Source organism: Streptomyces sp. P9-A2 (genome assembly GCF_036634175.1).
In the GTDB taxonomy this organism is placed as follows: domain Bacteria; phylum Actinomycetota; class Actinomycetes; order Streptomycetales; family Streptomycetaceae; genus Streptomyces; species Streptomyces pratens.
Map to the genome: position 1 here is coordinate 8,159,774 of NZ_JAZIFX010000001.1, position 21,728 is coordinate 8,181,501.

A 21,728-nucleotide genomic window follows, 5' to 3' on the forward strand; every position below is an offset into this window, starting at 1 on the left:
TCACAAGCTCATGGCCTGCCCGCGGCCGGGCCGAAGAGGCCCTCCGGGTCGGTCGTACGCGGCACGGGTGCGCTCGAGCCGCTCCTCGTGCGAACCGAAGACCGCGCCGCGCAGCTCGCTCGCGTCCTCGCCGAGCCCGGCGAAGTTGACGTACACCCCGCCGCTCGAGAACGGCTTCATCGCGTCCCACGCCGAGCGCGCCCATCCGATCGCGATCTCGTCCAGCGCCGGGTCCCGCCGGCCCGCGTCGATGCTCACGTTGTAGCGCGCGGACCGGTGCGCGAACGCGCTGTCGTCGGGGCCGACACGCGCCACGGCGCCGCCCAGGGTGCGCACGACGATCAGGCTCTCCGGAGTCGGCCTCCGGGAGTACCACTCCATCAGGGTCCCGATGGCTTCGTCGCTCAGTTCGTCCATGAAGTGCGACTTCATGAAGCAGCGTTCACCGTCGGGGAACCGCCAGGTAGTCGCGCTCTGCAGCGCGACATAGGGAACGGTTCCGCTCAGGTCCATGAGCGGCGGGCCCAGTTCGCGTTGCGGCGCCGGCGCGGCGGTGGCGCGGCGGTGGCAGCGTTATGCAGGTCTTCGCCGGCGAGTGCACACCGTAGAGGCCCCGAAGGACAGCGGTGGGCCACGGAGCGGGACGAGGCCGGACCCAACTCGTGATCGTCAGCCCCTGTCCTGCTCCGGCCAGGGGCGGCAGAATCGGGAACAGGACCGACCGGTGGGCAGTCACCCACACGGGGCGCTCTCCTTCGGACCTCGCCCGGGCAGGAACCGCGGGAGAGGGCCCTGGGACGAACAGGAGCTCTCGTGACGTACGACGTCGAAACCATTCGCGCGCAGTTCCCCGCGCTGGCCGCCGGGACAGCCCACTTCGACGGCCCTGGTGGCACCCAGACCCCCCGGCCCGTCATCGAGGCCGTCTCGGACGCGCTGAGCAGCCCGCTGTCGAACCGGGGACACGGGACGATCGGGGAGCGCAACGCCGAGAGCATCGTCACCGGGTGCCGGCAGGCGCTGGCCGACCTCCTGGGAGCGGACCCGGCCGGGATCGTGTTCGGGCGCAGCGCCACCCAGCTCGCCTACGACTTCTCGCGCACCCTTGCCAAGACGTGGTCGCCGGGGGACGAGGTGGTCGTGACCCGGTTGGATCACGACTCGAACATCCGTCCCTGGGTCCAGGCCGCAGCCCGGGCCGGAGCCACCGTACGCTGGGCCGACTTCGATCCGGCCACCGGGGAACTGACCGCCGACGACATCCGGGCGGTGCTCTCGGAACGCACCCGGCTGGTCGCTGTGACCGCCGCCTCCAACCTGATCGGCACGCGTCCCCGGATCGCCGAGATCTCCCGCCCGGTGCACGAGGCGGGCGCGCTGATGTACGTCGACGGGGTGCACCACACCGCCCATTCCCTGGTCGACGTCGAGCAGTTGGGCGCGGATTTCTTCACCTGCTCCCCGTACAAGTTCCTCGGTCCGCACCACGGAGTGCTCGCCGCGCGGCCCGAGTTGCTGGAGACACTGCGTCCCGACAAGCTGCTGCCCTCCACCGACGCCGTCCCAGAGCGCTTCGAACTCGGCACGCTGCCCTACGAGTTCCTCGCGGGCACGCGTGCCGCCGTCGACTTCCTCGCCGGACTCGACGCAAGCGCATCGGGTACCCGGCGTCAGCGACTGGCCACGGCGTTCGCGGCGCTCGAGGGACACGAGGAAAACCTGCGGGCCCGGATCGACAAGGGACTGAGCACCCTCGACGGCGTCACGGTCCATTCCAACGCCGCCGACCGCACGCCCACCCTGTTGCTGACCGTCGACGGTCGCAGCACGGCGGACGCCAGTCGTTTCCTCGCGGAACGCGGCGTCCACGCGCCGTCCGGGGCCTTCTACGCGATCGAGGCCTCCCGCAGGCTCGGCCTCTCGGACACCGGAGGGCTTCGTGTGGGCCTAGCCCCCTACAACAACACGGAAGATGTGGAGCGGCTGTTGACCGGCCTGTCCGATTTCCTGGCCGGGCGTTCCTGACGCCCGGTTCCCGGATCCTGCATGCCCGGACGGCCGAACTGCGGCTCACGGGCCGCACATGACGTGGACCGAACGGAGGACCGGCCCGGCGTCCGGTACGGGCGACGGGCCGTCGAGAGCCACCAGCGGCATCGCGGTGCTGCGGGAGACGCACTCATGGCTTTGTGCGGGACGCCTGGAGCAGGCCGTCCGGTGCGCCGCCGAAGGAACCGCGGGGCGCGTCCCACGAAGTCATCGGTACGTTCAGGACACCGAACCACGTGCGAACGAGGCCGTATCAGTGGTCGCGGTACACCTCCGCGACCGGATGGACAGGCCAACGGGCTCCTGCATGGTCGGCGGTGAGACGTCGAGGACTCCGCCAGGGCTCGCCCCCGCCTCCGGTGACAAAGAAGACGCGGATCTCCCCGAAAGGGCTCGTGCCGGTCATGGAGAGCGTCGGCCCCACCGTCGCCCGCAGCGTCCGCATCTCCCGCGGCTCTCTCCTGGAGTCGGGTCGGGCCCCATGGAGGGGCAGCCGCCCTGACGTGGATCGTCCGGCACGTTCTGCCTCGGACCGTTCCCATGCCCCCGTCGGGGCGACGCCTCACTCTTTTTGGGACAGCCAGGTGAGATTCCAGAGCCGGGCGGAGGACGGGAAGGAGGCTGTCGATGGGTTCGGTGGCGCCTCCGCGTCATCGGGCGGGAGCCGGACCTGCTTCTTTCCGACCCGGGCAGAACGGCCGTGAAGACAGTCCCGGCCGCTGCCCGGCCGGCCCGGCGCACGGAGCGCGTGCCGCTGCGGCCCGGTCCGGGCCCGGCCGTGGATCGTCACCCGTCGGCGAACCGGTCCACCGCCGCGGCCGCCAGCGCACCGATCGCGGGCCGCAGGGCGCTCCCGATGTGCGGGGCGAAGAACGGGGAATGATTCGGGGCCGGCGTGGCCTCGGGACCGCCCGCCACCGCCCGGTGCCACTCCCGCGCGCCCACCACCCCCAGCATCCAGTAGACCAAGGGGACTCCGTGCAGGCCGTGGACGGGGGTGCCGGCGTCCCCGAACAGCGGGAAGTCCTCGGTGGCCATCGAGCCGGGCCAGTCCAGCACCCGTCCGGCGCCCAGGAGCGCGGCGTGGGCCCGCCGTACGCAGGCGGTGAGCTGTGGGTCGCACAGCAGGGCCGCCGAACGGGAGGCGACCGTCACCTCCGGCTCGCGCGGCGCCCCCGCGGCGGCGCTCTCCGCGAGGACGACGCGGCGCACCGCGGACAGCGCCCGCTCCAGGCACGCCTCGTTCGCCGCACGCAGCGCGATCCCCAGCCGGGCCTCGTCGGGGATGACGTTGGCGGCGGTCCCGGCCCGCAGGGTGCCCACCGTCAGGGTCACCTGGTCGGCGGGCGCGGTCTCGCGGGCCACGACACCCTGGAGCCGGGTCACCACCGAGGCCGCTGCCACCACCGGGTCCACCGCCAGGTGCGGGGTGGCGACGTGGCCGCCCCGTCCGTGGAGCAGGACGTCGAGCACCGCGCCGGCCGCCGCCATCGGCACCCGCTCCGGCGCGTGCGCGACCGTACCCGCGGGCAGCGGTGCGGCGTGCTGGGCCAGCACGACATCGGGCCGGCCGAACCGGTCGTACAGCCCGTCACCCAGCATGGCCCCGGCCCCGCTCAGCGTCTCCTCGGCGGGCTGCCCCACCACCACCAGGGTGCCCCGCCACCGGTCGGCCAGGCCGGCCAGCAGAGCGGCCGCGCCAGTGGCCGCGGCCATGTGCAGATCGTGGCCGCAGGCGTGCATGGCGCCGTTACGGCCGGCGTACGGCAGTCCGGTCCGCTCCTCGACCGGGAGCGCGTCGAGTTCGGCCCGCAGCCACACCCGGGGACCGTCCCCGTTGCGCAGGACGCCGACCACGCCGTGGCCGCCCACCCGCCGGGTCACCGCGCAGCCGGCCGCCTCCAGCGACCGGGCGAAACGGTCGGCGGTCCGCTCCTCCCGCCCGGATGTCTCCGGATGCGCGTGCAGGTCCAGGTACAGGTCGAGGGCGGGCCGGAGCACCTCCCCGGCGCGGGCGAGGAGACCTTCCGGGGCCGGGGAGTCGGATGACGGGGGAGGGGGAGAGAGACGGGACGGCGGGTTCATCGGCCAACTCCGCGAGGACGGCCGGGTCCCCGCCGCGCCGCGGCGGGGACCCGGAAGAGGACGGACGGATTCAGGGGAAGGGATGCGGGGCCCGCACGACGTCCGCGTCGGTCAGGTCACGGTCCCGGTGTCCGCCGCGGCGCAGCGCCGTCCGCAGCCGGGGCATGAGCAGGGCCCGCTGCCGGTTCCAGCCGAAGTCGATCGGCAGCAGCCCCGGCACCACCGTGGCGACCGTGCGCAGCCCCGCCCGCTCCTGCTCCGGCGAGGTCTGGTCGACGACGATCACGTCGTGGCCCGCCGCGACCAGTTCGTCCCGCACCACCGCGACGTCGTCCCGCAGGTCGCCGGTGCGGGGCCGGCCGTGGCGCTCCCAGTCCCCGTACACCTCGTCGAAGGGAAGGGCCGGGGACGGTTCCAGATAGGTCCGCGCGTACGCGGACATCCGGGGCAGCCCGTACAACTGGGGGTGGTCCTTCAGATGGCGCACCAGGAAGAAGTCGTCCGCCATCGCCTCCAGCTCGTTCCGGCGTTCGGCGGTCTGCCGGGACAGGTGCGGGATGTAGCTCAGCACCTCCGACAGGGCCCCCTCGACCGCGGACCTCGGGTCCAGGGAGGCCGCCGCGGCGAAGGACAGGGTGCCCGGTCCGCGGTCCCGGCGGACGCCGACCACGGTGACGGCCGGAATCGCCAGGTCGATCCGGTTGTCGAAGACATGGACGTCGTAGCCCTGCAGGGCGGCCCGCTCGGCCATCGCGACGGCCGTGGGACTGCCCACCGTGGCCAGGTCGACACGGGGCAGCCGGGCCGCGCCGTACCAGCCGTTCAGGAAGGAGTCCCGCTCGACGAGTTCGAGCAGACCGCCCAGGACGGCCTCCTCCAGACAGCCGCCGATGGCGCAGCCGTTGGAGCACTCGAAGACGAAGTTGTCCCCGGCCAGCGGCGCGCTGTAGTAGACCAGCCGCGACGGCACCAGCACCGGACGGTCGTCCCGCAGCGACCAGCCCCACTCCCAGGGGATGGCCCGGCCCGGGTCGAAGGGGTCGGTCAGCGGGTCGTCCCGGTAGGTCTGAGGGCTGTACAGCCCGCACACCTCGGGGTCGACCGCGTCGGCCCGCAACTCCTCGTAGGAGCCGACGACCGGCGCGCGGCCCCCGCGCCGGTGGGTGCCCGCGTACCGTTCCAGGCCCTCCAGGAACGCCAGGCGGCGGCTGGTGGCGAAGGAGTTCTCCTGCCCGCTCCAGGTGACGTCGTGCAGTCCCGCGTAGCCCCGGACGAAGGCACTGCCGGCCACCGGGGCGGTGGTCGACGAGGTGACGTCGGTCCAGGTGCCGGCCCCCAGGGCGCCGCAGACCGGGTTGGCCAGGGCGTCGGTGGGCAGCGGGTAGGAGAAGGCCGAGCGCAGCCGGTAGGTGTCCGGGTCCGGCTTGGGGCGCGGGGCGAGGGTGAGCGGCTCGGCGCCGGCCGTCGCCGGGACGTGGTGGCCGCAGTCCGGGCAGAGCGGGTCGGCGAGCAGCGGGTACGTCCGGATCGTCAGGTTCGCCAGGTCCAGCCGGGTCACCTGCGGCAGGGCGCGGTCCGCCGGATGCTCCGCCGGAGGCGCCGGAAGCGGCCCGCGCAGCAGTGCCTCGCACAGCGCGGTCACGGTGTCCCGGACATGGCCGGTGAGCACCGGCCAGGCCCCGGCCGGGCGGGGCCCGTCGGGACCGGCGGTCTCCAGGGCGTTGCGTTCGCTGCGGCTGCGCAGCCGCTGCCAGCGCAGGGCCAGGCAGCGGCCGCAGGCGGGAGCGGTCCCGTCGCCGCCCCACGGGCCGAACAGCACCGCCGAGGCGGTGACGTGGACCAGCGCGGTGGGCCGGTCCGTGGCCCAGAGATCCCGCTTCCGGGCCTGGGGGCCGCCCGCGCCGACGGCGCCCACCGGGACCACCCGGGGGGCGCCGTCGGCGCCGAAGTGGTCGTCCAGGGCTGCCTGCAGGGCATCGCGGGCCCGTGCCATCGGGTGCGCGAGCGGCAGGGTCGCGGTGCTCATGAGGACTTCGTCCAGCGGAAGGTGCGGGCCGCGACGGCACCGAAGACCACGGCGAACGCGACGAGCCCGAGAGCGCCCCAGCCGATGTCCGCCAGATCGCCGCGGCCGGTCAGCGCCACCGACACCCCGTCGTTGAGATAGCGCAGCGGCAGGACCATCGATACCTTCTGCAGCCAGTCCGGCATGGCGTCCAGCGGGAAGAACGAACCGGACAGGAACGCCATGGGCAGCATCAGGAAGTTGGCGATGCCGGCCACCGACTCCGGAGTGTCGGCGACGCTGCCGATGATCACGCCGAGCAGCAGGAACGTGGTGATGCCGAGGATCAGGACGGGGATCAGCAGCGGCCACCGGGAGTCGGGCACCAGGTCGAAGCCCGGAAGCATCGCCACCCCGACGAACAGCACCGACTGCACCAGGCCCACGCCCAGGGCGAGCACGTACCGGGAACCGATGACGGCGGTCAGCGGGGCGGGGGACAGCCGGATCATGCGCAGGATGTCGTCCGAGCGCCACTGCATCAGCGTGAACCCGATGCTGAAGACCGCGGCGTTGGCGACACCCCAGGAGAGCACCCCGGCGGCCGTGTAGGACAGGTAGGAGAAACCGCTCTCCTCGACGCTGCGACCGCGGAAGACGAGACCGAAGACGACGAGGAAGATCAGTGGGAAGGCGAAGGTGAAGAAGACGGTCGTCTTGTCCCGGACCTGGGCGCGGTAGCCCGCCGCGGTCAGCGCGGAGTAGGCGCTCATGACTGCTCCTGGTTGTTCGATGCGAGGGGGGACTTCGGCCGGGCGGTGAGCTCGAGGTAGACGTCCTCGAGGCTGGGAGTGCGGGTCTGCACGCCGTCCAGGCCGGTGAGGGGGTCGAGGGCGGCGAGGACCCGGCCGGTGGCGCGGGTCTGCAGGACGAGGTGCCCGCCCTGTACGGAGACGCCCTCCACGCCCGGCAGCCCGGCGGCCTGCTCCTCGTCGATCCGGCCGAGCGGGACCAGCAGCCGGCTGGTGGCGCCGAAGTTCCCGATCAGGCTCTGCGGTTCGTCGGTGACGACGAGCCGGCCGTCCACCAGGATGCCCACCCGGTCGCAGAGCGCTTCCGCCTCGTCCATGTGGTGGGTGGTGTACACGATGGTCCGGCCCGCCGCCTTCAGTCCCCGCAGCACCTCCCACAGATCGCGGCGGCCCTCCGTGTCCAGCGCTGCGGTCGGCTCGTCGAGGAAGATCAGTTCGGGGCCGTGAACCAGCGCGGAGGCGATGGCGAGCCGCTGCCGCTGGCCCCCGGAGAGGTCGTCGACCCGGACGTCGTGCTGATCGCCCAGGCCCACGGCCTCCAGGGTGCGGTCGACGGCCGCGCGGTCCGTGCCGAACAGGGCCGCGACGGTGCGCAGGTGCTCGTGCACGGTCTGCCGTACGAAGAAGGCCGAGGACTGGGTCTGCACGCCCATGCGCGGCAGCAGGCCGGTGTTGCGCGGCCAGGTCGGCTCGCCGAACACCGTGACCGAGCCGGAGTCGGCCCGGCGCAGCCCTTCCATGATCTCCACCAGGGTGGACTTGCCCGCCCCGTTGGGGCCCAGCAGCCCGAAGAACTCACCGCGCCGGATGTCCAGAGAGACCCCGTCGACCGCCCGCCGGCTGCCGTAGTTCTTGGTCACGTCGTCGACCACGACGGCCGGTCGGGCTCCGTGATCCGTGGTGGGGGAGGGGGAGCTCATACGGGTACCTCATTCATGAGTCGCGTGTTCTTTCGGGCTCGGAGCGTCATCGGAGGAACAGCCACACGACGGCGGCGCAGGTGCCGGCCGCCGCGACGAGCACCAGGGCGGCCGCGGTGACGGCGTAGGAGGCGTACAGGCGGCGGGCGCGCGGCGGGTAGGCGGCGACGGCGTCCCGCCCGCGGCGGCGCAGGGTCAGGTACGCGCCGGTCTCCGGGGCGAGGTTGGCGGCGCCCAGCAGGTGGCCGAGCATGCGGTAGCCGTCCAGCGGGGGCAGCGGGACCAGATTGCTCAGTGCCTGCACGATGCCGACGAAGAGCATCCCGGTCAGCACCGGGCGGGCGGGGTCGGCCGGGCCCAGGAGCGCCCACCACAGGGCGAAGGGCAGCAGGAGCGTCAGGTTGACGTAGGCGCCCGCGGCGGCGACCACCAGTTTCGCCCGCAGGCCGGGCAGGAACAGGTAGTTGTCGACCGCGCAGTACATCATCATGGCCGGGAACCGCCAGCGCAGCCCGATCTCGGACACCACGCCGCCGTAGTGCCGGGCGGCGACGCCGTGGGCGAGTTCGTGCAGGCAGATGCTGAACCAGAGGAAGACCGCGAACGGGACGAGCGCCAGGGGGCTGGTGAGCAGCTTCCACGTCCCGTCGAGGAACGCCCCCGCGTCCCACAGGACGGCGACGGTCATCACCACGACGGCCGCGGCCGGCGGCAGTTGCGCCCAGGGGCGCAGCACCGGCCGCAGCAGCCGGTGCAGGCGCCCCGTCGTCGCGTGGGCGTCGGCGACGGTCCGCCGGGTGCCCGCCCAGAACGTGCCGGTACGGGCCGGGCCGGCCTCCGGTGGCGCGGGCTCCGGGGAACCGTCGAGCAGCCCCCGGGTGCCCAGCAGACCCAGGAGTCGCGTCCACTGCTCCTCCGGCAGTCTGCGCCGGAAGCGCTGCGCGTACGCGGCCACCACGTCGTCGACGTTCCGGGTCCCGTCGAGCAGACCGATGACGAAGTGCTCGCGCGGGCCCACCTCGAACGCGGCGCCGCTGACCGGGTGCTTGATCAGGTGGACGGTGCGCGGGCCGCGCAGCAGCGCGGGACTGATCAGCACACCCTGCCGCAGAGCGGGCCGGTAGGCCCGGGCGGCGGCGGCCCGGTCCGCGGCCGGGCCCTCGCCGGAGGCCCGGCCGGCGGCAGCGCCGGCATGGTCGGTGGTGCTCATGAGGCCGCCTGCCGTCCCTCGGCCGGTTCGCGCAGCACCCGGCCCAGGGCGAAGGCCAGGTACGCCTCGTCCCGGATGGTCACGTGCAGCCGGTTGTTCGTCATGTGCATGTACGGCGAGAGAAGACGGGGCAGCACCGCCGGGGCATGCGTGACCGTCACCAGCGGGGCCGCGCCGGGGTCCTCGGCGCGCTCCTGGCCGGTGTCCTCGCGGGCCGGGCCGTCCCAGGCAGGGAAGGCGAGTTCGCCGCGCGCGGTGAGCTCCACCACCCGCTCGCGCAGTTCCAGACAGTGCTCGGCCCAGCGGCGCAGGAACGCCGGCAGCCGGGACAGGTCACCGCTCGCCAGCGTCTGCCGCACCTGGGCGAAACGTGCACCGAGGGCGGGTGCCTCCCGTTCGTAGGTGCGCTCGTACTCGCTGGACCCGATGAAACCGGTGCCGGGGAACAGCCGGTGCCAGAAGTCGTAGTAGGAGTCGAGGTAGTCCGCGAGCCGCTCCTCCTCGGGCAGGAAGCAGCCGGCCATCACCATCATCAGCTGCGCCGAGGTGCCCAGCAGCACCGTCCGCAGGTGCAGGTTCATGCTCCGGTACGCCTCCAGCACGAGGTCGCTGGAGTGCCGGAAGTGCCACTCGGCGAGCTCCACGCCGGCCGGGCCGCCGTACTTGGCGTACTCGGGGGCGTAAGCCTCGTAGGAGAACGAGTTGTTCGGTCTGAGGTTCATCCGGCCGTCCGGGCCCATGTACGCGGCGCGGTCCTCACCGGGGAACTCGATGTCGAACAGGGAGTTGTAGAAGTCCTTCAGGAAGCCCGAGTCGACCTCGTACAGGGCGGGGCGGGTCTTCAGGAAGCCGCTGATCGCCTCCTCGGCGCGGCGGCGCACCTCGGCCTCGGTCTCCGGACCGCTCGGCCGCAGCCGCAGCCGCACATGCGGGCCCTCCAGCCAGTAGGTGATGAAGAAGTAGCCCGACAGCAGCCCCTCCTCGGTGAGCCGGTCCACCAGCGGACGGACGCACTTCACCAGCAACGGCTGGGGATTGGCGGCGTAGAAGACGTGCAGCGCCAGCCACGGCGAGGGGGCGGCGCCCGGAGCGGGCCGGAAGGCCGCGGGTTCGGTCAGTTCGGACATGACGGTGCGACCTCCTGGTCGGACTGCGGCAGCCGGCGGGTGGTGAAGGTCTCCACGGCGAGTTCGGCGACGTGCCGGCCGCGCCGGGAAGTGAGATGGAGGCCGTCCTCGGCGGGAAGCATCTCCCGGAAGGCCACCCGGGTACCGGGCTTCCGCTCCACCAGGGCGTCGAACGTGGCCAGGCACAGCGGGCTGTCGAAGTCGACGTGGACGGGCTTGGCCCCGATGGGGCCCTGGCCGGGGTGAGAGACCGTGGCGAAGCAGCGGTCCGGCAGGCCGTGGGCGCGCTGCCAGCGCCGGTACTCCAGGTAGTGCTCCTCCTCGCCCGAGCCCTGGGCGCGGACCGGCAGGACCTCGGCGTCCGCGGTCCAGGTGCGCCGGCCGACCACCACGTCCCCGTGCGTGACCCGGGGCCTGCGGGTGACCCCGCCGACCGACCCGCCCTCGGGCACCCCCGACCAGACGTCGAAGGGCGCCATGGTGCTGGGGGAGAGGAGCAGCAGGCTGCGCGGGATCTCCGGAAGCGCGATCGGCACGAGGTAGCCGAGGTACACCGGCACGACCTCGCGGCCGAGGCGGCGGGAGCGGAGCACCAGACGGCCGGCCGCCTCGTCGTGGACGACGTAGAGGTCGTCCAGGTGGATGCGGTCCTCCTCGGGCACGGTGCTGGTCTCGCCGGGGCACACTATCTGATAGCCGGTCAGCCGTCCGTGCAGGTTGAGGTTGCTGGTGACCGGACCGCCGGTGACCTCCGCCAGCACGGCGCCGTCCGGGCAACGCGCCGCCATCTCCGCGCGCAGCGCGTCGCAGAATCCGGGGGCGGCCGGGTCGCCGTCCGGGGCGGTGCCGTCGTAGAGATGGGTGAACCGGCTGAAGGGGAAGGCCAGTCCGCCGTACGACTTGTTGAGCACCACCAGGGGCCGGCCGCCCTCGGGCCGGGACAGCTGCAGGTGGTGGCTCTGCGGGGTGAAGTGGCCGGTGATCCCGTCGAGTTCGCCCGCGGTCTCGGACAGCAGCGCGGCGGGCAGCTCGATCTCCTCGGCGTCGCGTTCCGCGTCGTCCCGCCACAGGGAGCACATCCCCGCGTGGAAGTGGCGGCGGGCCCGGTCGAGCGACTTCATCTCGCCCTGCCCGAGCCAGTTCTCCTCGGGCACATAGGCACCCTGGTCGTCGAACGAGACCCGCTTGGAGGTGAAGGAGATGTACTGGTCGAAGAAGTCCTCGTGGAAGTCGTGGACCAGGCCGAGCAGATCGTCGCACCGGCCGCCGCGCCCGTAACGGGCGATGAAGAAGCCCATGAGAGTGATGCGCTGCGGCAGCGTCAGGTCGAACAGCGGCAGGACGCCCTCGACGGCGCGCAGGGCCCGGCCGGTGTCCCCGCCGAGCACGGCGGACGCGCACTCCGACACGTCACCGGTGTCCACGTCCTCGTACACCAGGGTCTGCGGGAGCGCCGGTTCGGCCGCCCCCAGTTCCCGCTGGGCGTCGAGGAGCCCCGTCCGCAGGGCGCCCAACAGGGCACGGCGTTCGTCGACACCGGCCCCGGGGTAGCGGGCGAGGCAGTCGGCCGGGCCGTCCAGCAGGCCGGCCAGCCGGTCGGCCCAGGCGGCGCCCAGCGAGCGCAGGGCCTCCTGGTAGGAGCGCAGCGGATCGCGGTCGTGCACGTCCGCGCGGAGCACCGGCACCTGCACCATGCCGAGGTCCAGCAGGGCCGACGCGTACCGCTCGCACGCCTCGCGTCCCGCGTCGTGCTCGCTCTCCAGCCAGGCCACCAGGTCCCGGTGGCGCACCGGGTCCGGGCGTCCGCCGAGCCACTCCAGCAGCCGCTCCAGGGTTCCGCTGCTGCGCAGGAAGAACAGCCGGTCGCGGACCGCGTCGAACGTGACCGCGGCGCTGTCGTCGCCCGCGGCCAGCACATGGCGCACATAGCGGATGCGGTCGGCGTCGCGTCCCCATCCCGGCGAGAGGACCACCGGCAGGTCCTGGCGGCGTCCCGGGTCGGACCTGATCAGTTCGGTGAGCCGGGCCAGGGCCACCACGTTGAGCCGTACGTGGCTCACCCAGTCCTCGCCGGTGTACAGCGCCGCCCCGTCGTCCGCGGGGCCGTCGGTGAAGGTGCCCAGGCCGATGCCGGTGAAGGTGCTGAACGGGCTGGTCTTGCAGGCCGTGCGGTACAGGTAGGTCAGCGCGGACCGCTCGATCTTGCGCAGGCGGTTGCCCGGCCGCGGGCTCGTGTCGCGCAGGTAGGTGTCCAGCCGCCCGTCGAGGGCGGGTGAGGCGAGGAGCAGACCGAGGCGCAGCCGGTCGTCGGCCAGCACCTCGCGCAACGCGCGGCGGTTCTCCCGCAGTTCACCGGCGAGCAGGTCGGCGCCGCCGGCCCGGAGCACCTCCAGGCGGGCACGGTCGCGCAGCCACTCCTCGGTGAGCCGGCCGGTCTCCGGGTCCCGTTCCGCCACCAGGCGGACGGCGGCCGTGGGGTCGGCCGGCAGCCGGTTGTTGAAGATCTGCCGCCGCAGGTTGATCAGACTGCGGCGGGCGGCCGCATCACCCGGGTCCTCCTCGGGGCCGGTGGTCGACTTGACCAGGGTGTGCAGCAGATCGCTCAGCGCCGCACCGGCGGCAGTCAGGCGTTCCTCCTCGTCCAGCACGCTGTCGGCCCAGCGGCGGGTGCCGGGGCAACGCAGGCCGTGCACGGCCTCGACGGGAAGACCGGCGGCGCGCAGTACGAAGCGCCGGCCGAGTTCCCAGTGGGCGTCGGTGGCGGGCTCCGGGAGGGTGTCCGGGGAACCGGAATCTATCGGGATCATGAACATTCCTTCGCGGCCGTCAGGCGATCTCGTGGCGGAAGTCGGCGGACCCGGGCCGTTCGTGACCGAGGGCCATGATGAGCAGGGGGGCCTCGTCCCCGTCCGCCAGGCCGAGCCGCTCGACGAAGGAGACGTTGTCGAAACCGAGCGCCACACCGGCGCCCAGGCTCAGGGCGGACGCCGCCAGGTAGAAGCTCTGCGCGACGGCGCCGGCGGTGCCGACGGCCAGCCGGTAGCCGCGGTCGCCGACGGCGTCCAGCACGGCGGTGGTCCGCACGGTGGGCACGAGCACCACCCCGGCCTGCTCCAGGTTGTAGTTGGCCAGAAAGTAGTTCTCCTGCAGGAAGGAGCCCTGCGGGCCGGCGGCCACCGGCCGCAGGTCGCCGCGTTCGGCGTCGTAGACGTACGCTCCCTGCTCCACCCCCTCGACGTGGTTGACGAAGGCGTACATCCGGGCGAGGCGGACCTCACCGGCCGGGTCGGTGTCGCCCGCCAGCCGGGTCCCGGAGCAGGCCGCCAGCACCGCCGACAGATGCTCCCCGGACACCCGGCGCCGGGCGTCGAACCGGCCGAAGCTGGAGCGCCGGTCGCGCAGGGTCCGGCGCAGACCGGTGCCGGGGAAGGCCGGAGCGGGCAGCTCCACCCGGTCGCCGCCGGCGTCGGCGGGCAGGGCCGCGGCGGCCGCCAGCGCCCCGGGAGCGGGCCGGTCGGCGGCGCCGGCCAGGGTCGCGGAGTGCATCTCGCGCAGCGCGGTGAAGTCCAGCAGGGTGCGGGAGCGTTCGACGTCCCGGTGGTGGACGGAGGGCCGGTGGGCCGGGTCGGTGCGCGGGGCGTCGTCGAGGGCCGGGGCCCGTGAGGACGCCGGCGCGTCCCAGTGCAGCGGCACGACCGCGAACACGGTCTCCTCCTCGCCCTTCACCCCGAGCAGTTCGTTGAGCCGGGACTCGTCGAACCACATCACGGGGGCGAGGCGCAGTCCCCGGGCGGCGGCCCAGATCCGCCAGGTGTGCACCAGGGTGCCGACGTCGGTGGAGACCACGTGGAAGGAGAAGCTGTTGTACTTGAAGGAGTTCTGCCAGTACTTGACGCCGAGGATCAGGTACTGGTCGGTGTCGAGGGCCTCGGCGGGCGCGTCCGGGCCCAGTGCCCGGCGGACCCGGTCGGTGACGTCGCCGGCCAGCAGCCGCTGCAGGGCGTGCCGGTGGATGTCGTAGTAGTGCAGGCCCGGGGTGAGGGGACCGGAGGCACCGGACGCCCAGTGGATGCTCACCGGGTACAGGCCCCCGCCGCCCGCGGTGCCGCGCGACCAGTTGGCGTGCGTGTAGAACGGCAGACCGGGCAGGTCGGTGTTGGCCTGGATGCCCAGACGGCGCCCGGTCAGCCCGTAGGAGTCCTGGAGCATCGCCGACAGCAGCGGCAGACTGAAGCCGCGGGCGGCGTCGCCGTCCCGCACCGGGACCGTGCCGGGCAGCAGCCCCGGTGCGATCGGGACCTCGGCGAGGTCCTCGGTGGCGGGCAGGGCGAACGCCTCGGCGTGCGGATAGTACTTGCCCTTGCGCGGGCCGTCGTCCCAGTTCACGACGTGGTCGGTGGGCTCCATCGGGACGCGCCCGCGGTGCAGGACGGCGTGCGCGTATTCATGGGCGTACCCCACGGGATCCCCCTTTCCTCGGTTCTTCCTCGGTTCGTCGGCGTTCACGGTTCACGCGCCGGGGCGGTCGGTCGCTCATGGGAACGGATGCGGGCCGGGGTTGAGACCGGCCTCGGTCAGGTCGTCCGCACGCAGCCCCGCCTCACGCAGTGCGGTGCGCATGCGCGGCATGTGCCGGGCCCGCTGCCTGCTCCAGCCGAAGTCGAGCGGCAGCAGCCCCGGCACCAGCACCTTCACGGTGTACAGCCCGAGGGCGTGCTGCTCGGGCGTGGTCTGGTCGACGACGACGACGTCGAACCCGGCGGACGTCACGGACTCCACGGCGGCGAGCAGGTCGTCCCGCACATCCGGGCCGGAGCCGTCGGCGCGGCTCCAGGCCAGGTCGGCCACGCTCATGGGCCGCGCGGGAGCGGACTGCCGCAGCAGGAAGTCGGCGTGGCGGCCCATCTCCGGCACCGCGTACACCAGCGGGTGGTCGTGCAGGCTGGTGATCTTCTCGTGGTCGGCGGCCATGGCGAGGTACCCGTCCGCGTTGCGCTCGAAGCGGTGCAGCAACTGCACCGAGTCGGTGGCGATCTCGCACAGAGCGGCGGCGAGCGCGGCCTCCGGGTCGAGGGAGGCCCCGGCCCCGAAGCACATCCGGGCGGGCCCCCCGTCGAACCGCTCGGCGACCCCGGTGACCACGGGTACCGGGAAGGTGATCCGGGTGTCGAAGAAGCGGGCCCGGTACCCGTACATGGCCATGCGGTCGACCATGAAGCGGGTGCGTGGGTCGGCGCTGGTCGACGGATCGATCTCGCGCAGCGGCTGCATCCCGTGCCAGGCGAGCAGGAAGGCGTCCCGTTCCAGGACCTCCATCAGTCCACTGAGCACGGCCTCCTCCAGACTGCCCCCGGAGGCACAGCCGTTGGAGCTCTCCTGCACGAAGCGGTGCTCGATGCCCGGCTTGTGGTAGAAGGCCAGGATCTCCGGCACGGGGCGCGGCCGCCCGTCCCGCAGCGACCAGCCCCACACCCAGGGGATGGCCCGGTCCGGTGTGAACGGAGGCACCCAGGGGTTCGCCCGGTGGAAGCCGTCCGTGTACAGGCCGGTCTCGCGTGGGTCGACGGCGCCCGGCCCGAGGTCGTCCAGGGCGGCGGTCAGGGTGACGGCGCGGCCCCGGGCACGCATCCCGGCGAAGCGTTCCAGGCCCTCCAGCACGCCGATGCGGGTGCTGTCGTGGTACGTGTCGGCGTGCCCGCCCCAGAACGTCTCCCGCAGGTAGTCGCCGGAGCGGCTGGAGAAGCAGCCCACCGTGGCCGAGGTGGTCGGCGAGGTGACGTCGCACACCACCGACGGGCCGATCGCTCCCCAGTGCGGGTTGGCGAACGCGTCCACCCGCAGGCCGTAGTCGTCCAGCGGGCGGACCCGGCCGACGCCCGGCCGGTACTTCGGCGCGGGTCGCAGGCTCAGGGCCGCCGACTCGGCCGTCACCGGCTCGGGGGTGCCGCAGCGGGGGCAGTCCGGCTCCGGCACCAGCGGGTGGTGACGAACCGTCAGGTCCTCCAGGTCCATCAGCCACACGTCGGGGAACGGCGCGTCCCGGTCCGGGCCGGCCGCGGCGAGCCGGGCGATCAGCGTGGCGACCGCCTGCGCGGCGAACGGCACCAGATAGGGCCAGGTGCCCGCCTCCCGGGTGCCGCCGCGCAGTTCCAGGCCCTCCCGCAGACCGACCGAGCGCACGCCCTGCCAGCGGCGCCGCAGGCACACGGCGCAGCCAGCCCGCCCCTCGACGGGCCAGGGACCGATCACCGCCTGCCGGCCGTACAGATGCACGGGCAGGACGGTGTCCGGGGCATCCCCGAGGTCGGTGAAGGCGTCCCGCACCCCGAGCGCTCCGACACCGATGCCGGGGACCGGGCGTCCGGGTACGGCGGGCAGGTCGTACAGGGCCCGGCGGAGGTCCTCGGCGAAGCGGCGGCACGCGTCCCGGCGCGGCTGGGCGGCGGCCTCGGTCAGGTCAACGGTCATCGCCGGCCGCCCCGGTGAGCAGAACGCGGACGGTGTGGATCCCGGCGGCCGGCAGGTCGGCCGCGTGCGTGGGCACGACGAGGGCGTCCCGGCCGGCCGAGGCCAGCCGCTCCAGGACGTCCGCCCATGTCACCGGAGGCCGGTCGGCGGCCGGCTCCTCCTCGGCCACGCCGGCGGTGACCGGGATCAGGGCCGCGTCCAGATCGGCCAGCAGCGGATCTCCCAGGTCGGGCGTGCCCAGCACCCCCTCGGCGGTGAGCTGCACCGTACCGATCAGGTCGCGGAGGGCGTCACCGGCCGCCGCCGCCCGGTCCAGGGCGGCGCCGACGGCCCACCGCACCGGCTCGCCCGGCTCCGCGGGACGGGTACGGGCCAGCACCACGGACACCCCGGTGCGGTCCGCCTCCCCGAGGTCGAGGAGTTCGGTCTCCAGGCCCAGATGCCCGGCGGAACGCAGCAGGAAGGTTCCCTCGGGGTCGCCGGCGAGCAGCGCGGGGGAGAGCGCCGTGGTCCGTCCGGTGCCGCGCACGGCCCGCTGCAGCGCGTCGTGCGCGAGCGCCGACAGCAGTCCGGCCGCCGCGGCGGCGGGCAGCCCGTCGCCCGCACCGGCCCCGGCGCGCGACGGCTCGAACCGGCGGTCCTGGTTGTCCGGCCCGAACGGCCGCACGGCACCGGCCGGCACCAGGATCCGCTCCTTGGTCAGCAGGGAGATGGCCGGGGTCCAGGTGGCGACCGGATCGCCCCCGGCGCCGGTCGCCGTGGAGAGCGTCTGAGGCCGCACCCGCGCGGCCTCCGAGTTGTCCGCGAGGTACGCGCCGCCCGGCGCGGGGAAGGCGGGCACCACGTGCTCCGCGTAGACCTCGGCGGCGGCGTCGAGAGCCCGCAGGCGGGCGCCCGCGGTGTGCTGGACGTCGAACGCGACTACGGTCCGGGTCCCGGCCGCGCCCAGTCCGACCTGCACCGCGCCGACCTTCAGCGGGGTCTGGGTGACCGGCTCGTCCGCGTACCGGGTGAAGACCCCGACGGACGGCCGGATCGCGAGCGACCGGCGGTCCAGCTCGGCCAGCGGCCCCTCGGTCGCGCCGGCGTCCGGGGCGGCGGCGACGACCGGCTCGAAGACGGGCCGCGAGGGGGCCGCGGTCAGGTCGACGGGCTCGGGCGGGACGGGCCGGGCCCGGCAGTACGGGCAGTGCGGGTGGGGGAGCAGCCGCTCCGCGAGGACGTCGAAGGAGGCCATGTCCTGAAGCAGCACCTGGCCCCGGGTCTCGGCCGGCAGGGCCTCGGTGACCAGCCGGAACACCTCGTAGCCGAGCAGGTTGCCGAGCATCGCCGCGAGCGGTCCGCGCGGCCCGGGAGCCGGAGCGGTTCCCAGGGCCAGTTGGCTCCACAGGCCGGCCGCGACCGCCGGGTCCCCGGTCGCGCCGAGCCGCAGCGCCGCGCAGGCGAGACAGCCGTCGGTGCCGGGGGCACTGACCGGCCCGACCACCGCCCGGCCGCCGAACGTCCAGGCGGGCAGCAGCGTGCGGCCGTCGGGCACACCCTGGCCGAGCAGGGCGACCGCGGTCCGGAACGCGTCGCGCCCTGCGGCGGCGACCACCACGTCGTACCCCTCGTACGCGTCCCAGCCGGCCGGGCCGGCCGCGGGCAGCACCGTCACCCCGGCCGGGGCCCCCAGCGCGGTGAGTTCGGCCGCCTCCTCCCGGAGCCGACCGAACTCCGCGGCGGTGGCGGGGCCTTCGGCCAGGGCGGCCTCCACGGCGACGTGCGCGCAGCCGTTGCGTATCAGGGACAACGCGCACCAGCGCGCGACCGGGCCGTCACCGAGCACCGCGACACGGGTGCCGCGGAACGCGGCGAACCTGTCCCCGGCATCGTCGGCGTAGTGGTCGAGGTAGGCGATCTGCTGCGCGAAGTGTGCGGTGACCGCCGCGTCCGGGGACGTGCCGGGTCGGTGTCCGGTATCCGGCACGGACCGGGCGAAGCGGCGGGCGTAGAGCGCCTTGACCAGGCCGCCGACCATCGCCTTCTGGGGATCCGGGAAACCCGCGCAGATCTCCGCCACGGTCCGGCTCCCGTCCAGGTGCGGGACGAGGAGTGTGGCGAACCGGTAGGCGGACGGGGAGCTGAGCTGGAAGCCACCGTCGGCGTTGTGGAAGATCACGCCGTCGGGCGTCTCGGTGAACAGCACGTCGCGGCGCACCCTGGGCCGGGTGTCCGCGGTCTCCTCGTAGGGCGTCGTGGGCATGCGGGGGTCGCACCTCCGGGTCGGGGCCTGTCGGCCGCGGTGGATCTGAAGGAGTGGGTGGAAGCGGGGCGTCGGGGCACGGACCGGCCGGGCCGGACGCGTCCCGTCGTGGTGGCGCCGGGCCGTCAGGTGGCTCCGGACGGCAGCGCGAGCCGGGCCGGGGCGACAACGGCCTGAGGGAGGTCGCCCGTCCGGGCCGTCCGGTGCAGCGCGTGCACCCGGAACAGGCTGTTCATGCGCAGAGTTCCAGGCTGTTCCTCGTCGAGGAGCCCGGTGTCGAGGAGCCGCTCGAGCAGTTCCTCGGCGTGGGTCTCGGGCATGCGGAGCGCGGTGGCCGCGTCCGGTGCGGTGAACTGCCCGCTGAGCCGGGCCAGCCGCAGGTGGGCGTCGGCCAGTGGCCCGGGCAACCGGTCCAGGGCTCCGTCGAGTGTCAGGGGCACCGACATCCGGGGGTCGTCGGGCAGCGCCAGCCGGGCCGGCAGGTCCCGGCGCAGCCACGCGGCGTAGTCGGCCAGGCGCAGCTTGGGCCGGGTCAGCAGCCGGGCGGCGGCGATCCGCAGTGCGAGCGGGACGTGCCCGCACAGGTCCGTGAGGGCACGTGCGTGAGCGGCCTCCGCCGCGACCCGCTCCCGCCCCAGGACGGTGGTGAGCAGGGCCATCGACTCCTGCGGTGTCAGCGCGCCCAGTTGCAGTACCGCCGGGCCGTGCGTGGCGACCAGGGCGGCCAGCCGCATGCGGCTCGTGACGACGAGGGCGCCGCAGCCGGGTACGTCGAGCAGGTCCCGTACCTGGTCCGGGTGCACGACGTCGTCGAGCACCACCAGGCACGACCCGCGGGGGATGCCGGCGGGGAGCACGGCACGCAGTTCGGCCGCCGCCTCGACGGCGGGCCGCGGGGTACCGTCGGGCCGGGCCAGCGGCAGCAGTACGCCGCCCGCCGGGTAGCGGTCGGCCACCAGTCGCGCGGTGTGCAGGGCCAGCGCGGTCTTGCCCATCCCGGGCCCTCCGGAGATGACCGCTATCACCGGGGTGGAGTCGGTCCGCCCGTCGCGCCGGCCACCGTCGTTCAGGTGGTCCACGAGGCCGGCGGTCTCGCGGGAGCGTCCGGTGAAGCCGGGGACACGGGGCAGCCGGGGGCGCGGCGAGGGGTCCGGTCCCGGGCGGCCGCCGCCGTACGGGGCCGCTCCGGCCGCGGCGCCGTGCCCGTCGCGCTCCGCGAGTGCCGCGCCGGGGAATTCCTCGCCGCGCAGAATGGCCAGTTCCAGGTTCTGCAGTGCCGCGCCCGGGTCGACGCCGAGTTCGTCCCGAAGGTGGGCCCTGATCCTCCGGTACTCGGCGAGCGCCTCGTTCTGCCGTCCCGCCCCGTAGAGCGCCCGCATCAACTGGGCGGAGAGTCCTTCGTGCTGGGGATGGGTCCGGGTGGCCTCCCACAGGTCCACCAGGACCTCGCGACACCGTCCGTGGGCCAGTTGTATCTCGCAGACGCGTTCCAGGACGCGCAGGTGTTCCTCGACCAGTCGGGGCACCTCGTCGCGGTGCAGGAGGTCGGAGGGGACGTTGGCCAGAAGCGGTCCTTGCCACAGGCCGAGTGCCGTGCGCAGCAAGGGGAGTTCGGACTCTCCGGCGCCGACTGCCTCCGACACCAGGCGGCGGAAGTGCAGCAGGTCCAGGGTGTCGCCGTCGGCCGGAAGGCGGTAGCCCCCGGCGACCGCGACCACCGACTGCTCCTCGATGTCGTACTTGGCGAAGAGACGGCGCAGCCGCAGGACACAGCTCTGCAGGGCCGCCTTCGCCGTCGCAGGCTGCCTCTCCCCCCAGACGGCCTGGCGCAGCCGCTCCGTGGGGACCACCTCGCCGGGCCGGACCAGCAGCGCCGCCAGCAGCGACGTCGGTTTGGCCGGTGGCAGGACGACCACCTCACGTCCGTCGGTGATGCTGAGCGGGCCGAGCAACTGAAAACGCACTTGGTCCCCCCGTTGACCCTCGCACTTCTGCGGATCCGGACCGCTGCCCCCTCCGGGGTGGCGGTGCCGTGCCGTCGAAGCAGGCCCTGTCTGAGTGGTGACTCATTCGGGACGCCTGCTTTTTCGCCGGCACGGGCGGTACGGCGCAGATTGTGAAGTCGTAGTGCACGTATGCCTTCGGTCTTGCGGCAGTGGTGAGTGTCTACTGGCGTAGAACGTGGGTCAAGGGGGTGGTTGCGAAGTGCCTGAGAGGCAAGTTTTCGCCACTGACCTACCGTCAAGTACCTGTTCGCAGAGCATATTTACTGGTAAATGGCTTGCTGTTGGGTGACGGGCCGTGGACTTACCGGCGGTACGGTCAGGGAAACGAACGTGCTCGATCCACCGGATTTGCCGAACCTTTTCACGGTGTTCGCTTTCGCCCCGGCCGGTTCTCCGGCCCACGGCCGGTTCTCCGGCCCACGGCCGGTTCTCCGGCCCACGGCCGGAACATGTCTCGTCGGGCGCCGTCATGACGGGTCCCGGGCATGCCGAACGACGGGTCCCGGGCATGCCGAGCGCCCGGTCGGCGCCCTCCTCCGTGAAGGAGGCGCGCGCCGACCGGGCGTTGCCGCGCCGGACGCCGGGTCAGGCGGAGCAGGAGGTGGTGCTGCAGGTGGAGCTGGAGGTCGAGGTGGAGCTGGTGCTGGTGCAGCCGGCCAGCACGACCTCGCTGGCGTCCGAGTAGTCGGAGATCTCGAAGGTCTCGGCCTCGAGCTCGAGGATCTCGTCGGCGAGGGTGCTCAGGTCCTTGTTCATGGTGTCTCCCCAGGAGTCGGGGCGGACCACCGTGTCCGGTGGTGG

General features: G+C 73.6%; 14 protein-coding genes. 1 reads left to right on the forward strand and 13 read right to left on the reverse strand.

The window, feature by feature from the left end; genetic code table 11:
• Window positions 1-513 carry a hypothetical protein gene (locus V4Y04_RS36595; protein ID WP_332432567.1) on the reverse strand — a complete coding sequence of 171 codons (513 nt, stop codon included), beginning with the start codon at window positions 511-513 and terminating at the stop codon, window positions 1-3.
• Window positions 514-813: 300 nt separating this feature from the next.
• Here V4Y04_RS36595 and V4Y04_RS36600 point away from each other — a divergent pair, with 300 nt between their 5' ends.
• Entirely contained in the window at window positions 814-2,025 is a 1,212-nt protein-coding gene (locus V4Y04_RS36600) for a cysteine desulfurase-like protein (protein WP_332432568.1), read from the forward strand.
• Window positions 2,026-2,835: 810 nt separating this feature from the next.
• On the opposite strand, the gene V4Y04_RS36605 is transcribed toward V4Y04_RS36600, so the two are convergent.
• The 12 genes from V4Y04_RS36605 to V4Y04_RS36660 all read right to left on the reverse strand — a co-directional run bounded on the left by V4Y04_RS36605 (window position 2,836) and on the right by V4Y04_RS36660 (window position 21,683).
• Entirely contained in the window at window positions 2,836-4,134 is a 1,299-nt protein-coding gene (locus tag V4Y04_RS36605) for an amidohydrolase (RefSeq protein WP_332432569.1), read from the reverse strand.
• 70 nt (window positions 4,135-4,204) lie between these two features.
• Entirely contained in the window at window positions 4,205-6,160 is a 1,956-nt protein-coding gene (locus tag V4Y04_RS36610) for a TOMM precursor leader peptide-binding protein (RefSeq protein ID WP_332432570.1), read from the reverse strand.
• Entirely contained in the window at window positions 6,157-6,912 is a 756-nt protein-coding gene (locus V4Y04_RS36615) for an ABC transporter permease (protein WP_332432571.1), read from the reverse strand. Before V4Y04_RS36615 ends, V4Y04_RS36610 begins: the two co-directional genes overlap by 4 nt.
• Window positions 6,909-7,871 carry an ABC transporter ATP-binding protein gene (locus tag V4Y04_RS36620; RefSeq protein WP_332432572.1) on the reverse strand — a complete coding sequence of 321 codons (963 nt, stop codon included), beginning with the start codon at window positions 7,869-7,871 and terminating at the stop codon, window positions 6,909-6,911. The genes V4Y04_RS36615 and V4Y04_RS36620 overlap by 4 nt, the downstream gene beginning before the upstream one ends.
• A gap of 46 nt (window positions 7,872-7,917) precedes the next feature.
• Window positions 7,918-9,081, reverse strand: coding sequence for a metalloprotease (locus V4Y04_RS36625; protein WP_332432573.1), 1,164 nt, complete (start codon window positions 9,079-9,081; stop codon window positions 7,918-7,920).
• Entirely contained in the window at window positions 9,078-10,208 is a 1,131-nt protein-coding gene (locus tag V4Y04_RS36630; RefSeq protein WP_332432574.1) for a lantibiotic dehydratase C-terminal domain-containing protein, read from the reverse strand. The genes V4Y04_RS36625 and V4Y04_RS36630 overlap by 4 nt, the downstream gene beginning before the upstream one ends.
• A complete protein-coding gene (locus tag V4Y04_RS36635) occupies window positions 10,196-13,015 on the reverse strand; it encodes a lantibiotic dehydratase (RefSeq protein WP_332432575.1) in 2,820 nt (939 codons plus the stop codon). The genes V4Y04_RS36630 and V4Y04_RS36635 overlap by 13 nt, the downstream gene beginning before the upstream one ends.
• A gap of 19 nt (window positions 13,016-13,034) precedes the next feature.
• Window positions 13,035-14,669, reverse strand: coding sequence for a nitroreductase family protein (locus V4Y04_RS36640; protein ID WP_332432576.1), 1,635 nt, complete (start codon window positions 14,667-14,669; stop codon window positions 13,035-13,037).
• Between the two features lie 72 nt (window positions 14,670-14,741).
• Window positions 14,742-16,676 (reverse strand): TOMM precursor leader peptide-binding protein, encoded by a 1,935-nt coding sequence (locus tag V4Y04_RS36645; RefSeq protein ID WP_332432577.1) that lies wholly within the window; start codon window positions 16,674-16,676, stop codon window positions 14,742-14,744.
• Window positions 16,666-18,921 carry a TOMM precursor leader peptide-binding protein gene (locus V4Y04_RS36650; protein WP_332432578.1) on the reverse strand — a complete coding sequence of 752 codons (2,256 nt, stop codon included), beginning with the start codon at window positions 18,919-18,921 and terminating at the stop codon, window positions 16,666-16,668. Before V4Y04_RS36650 ends, V4Y04_RS36645 begins: the two co-directional genes overlap by 11 nt.
• Window positions 18,922-19,046: 125 nt before the next feature.
• On the reverse strand, window positions 19,047-20,885 hold the full coding sequence (locus V4Y04_RS36655) for a BTAD domain-containing putative transcriptional regulator (RefSeq protein ID WP_332432579.1): 1,839 nt from the start codon (window positions 20,883-20,885) through the stop codon (window positions 19,047-19,049).
• A gap of 627 nt (window positions 20,886-21,512) precedes the next feature.
• Complete coding sequence (locus tag V4Y04_RS36660; protein WP_031128743.1) at window positions 21,513-21,683, reverse strand: thiazolylpeptide-type bacteriocin; 171 nt, start codon at window positions 21,681-21,683, stop codon at window positions 21,513-21,515.
• Window positions 21,684-21,728 lie beyond the last annotated feature (45 nt).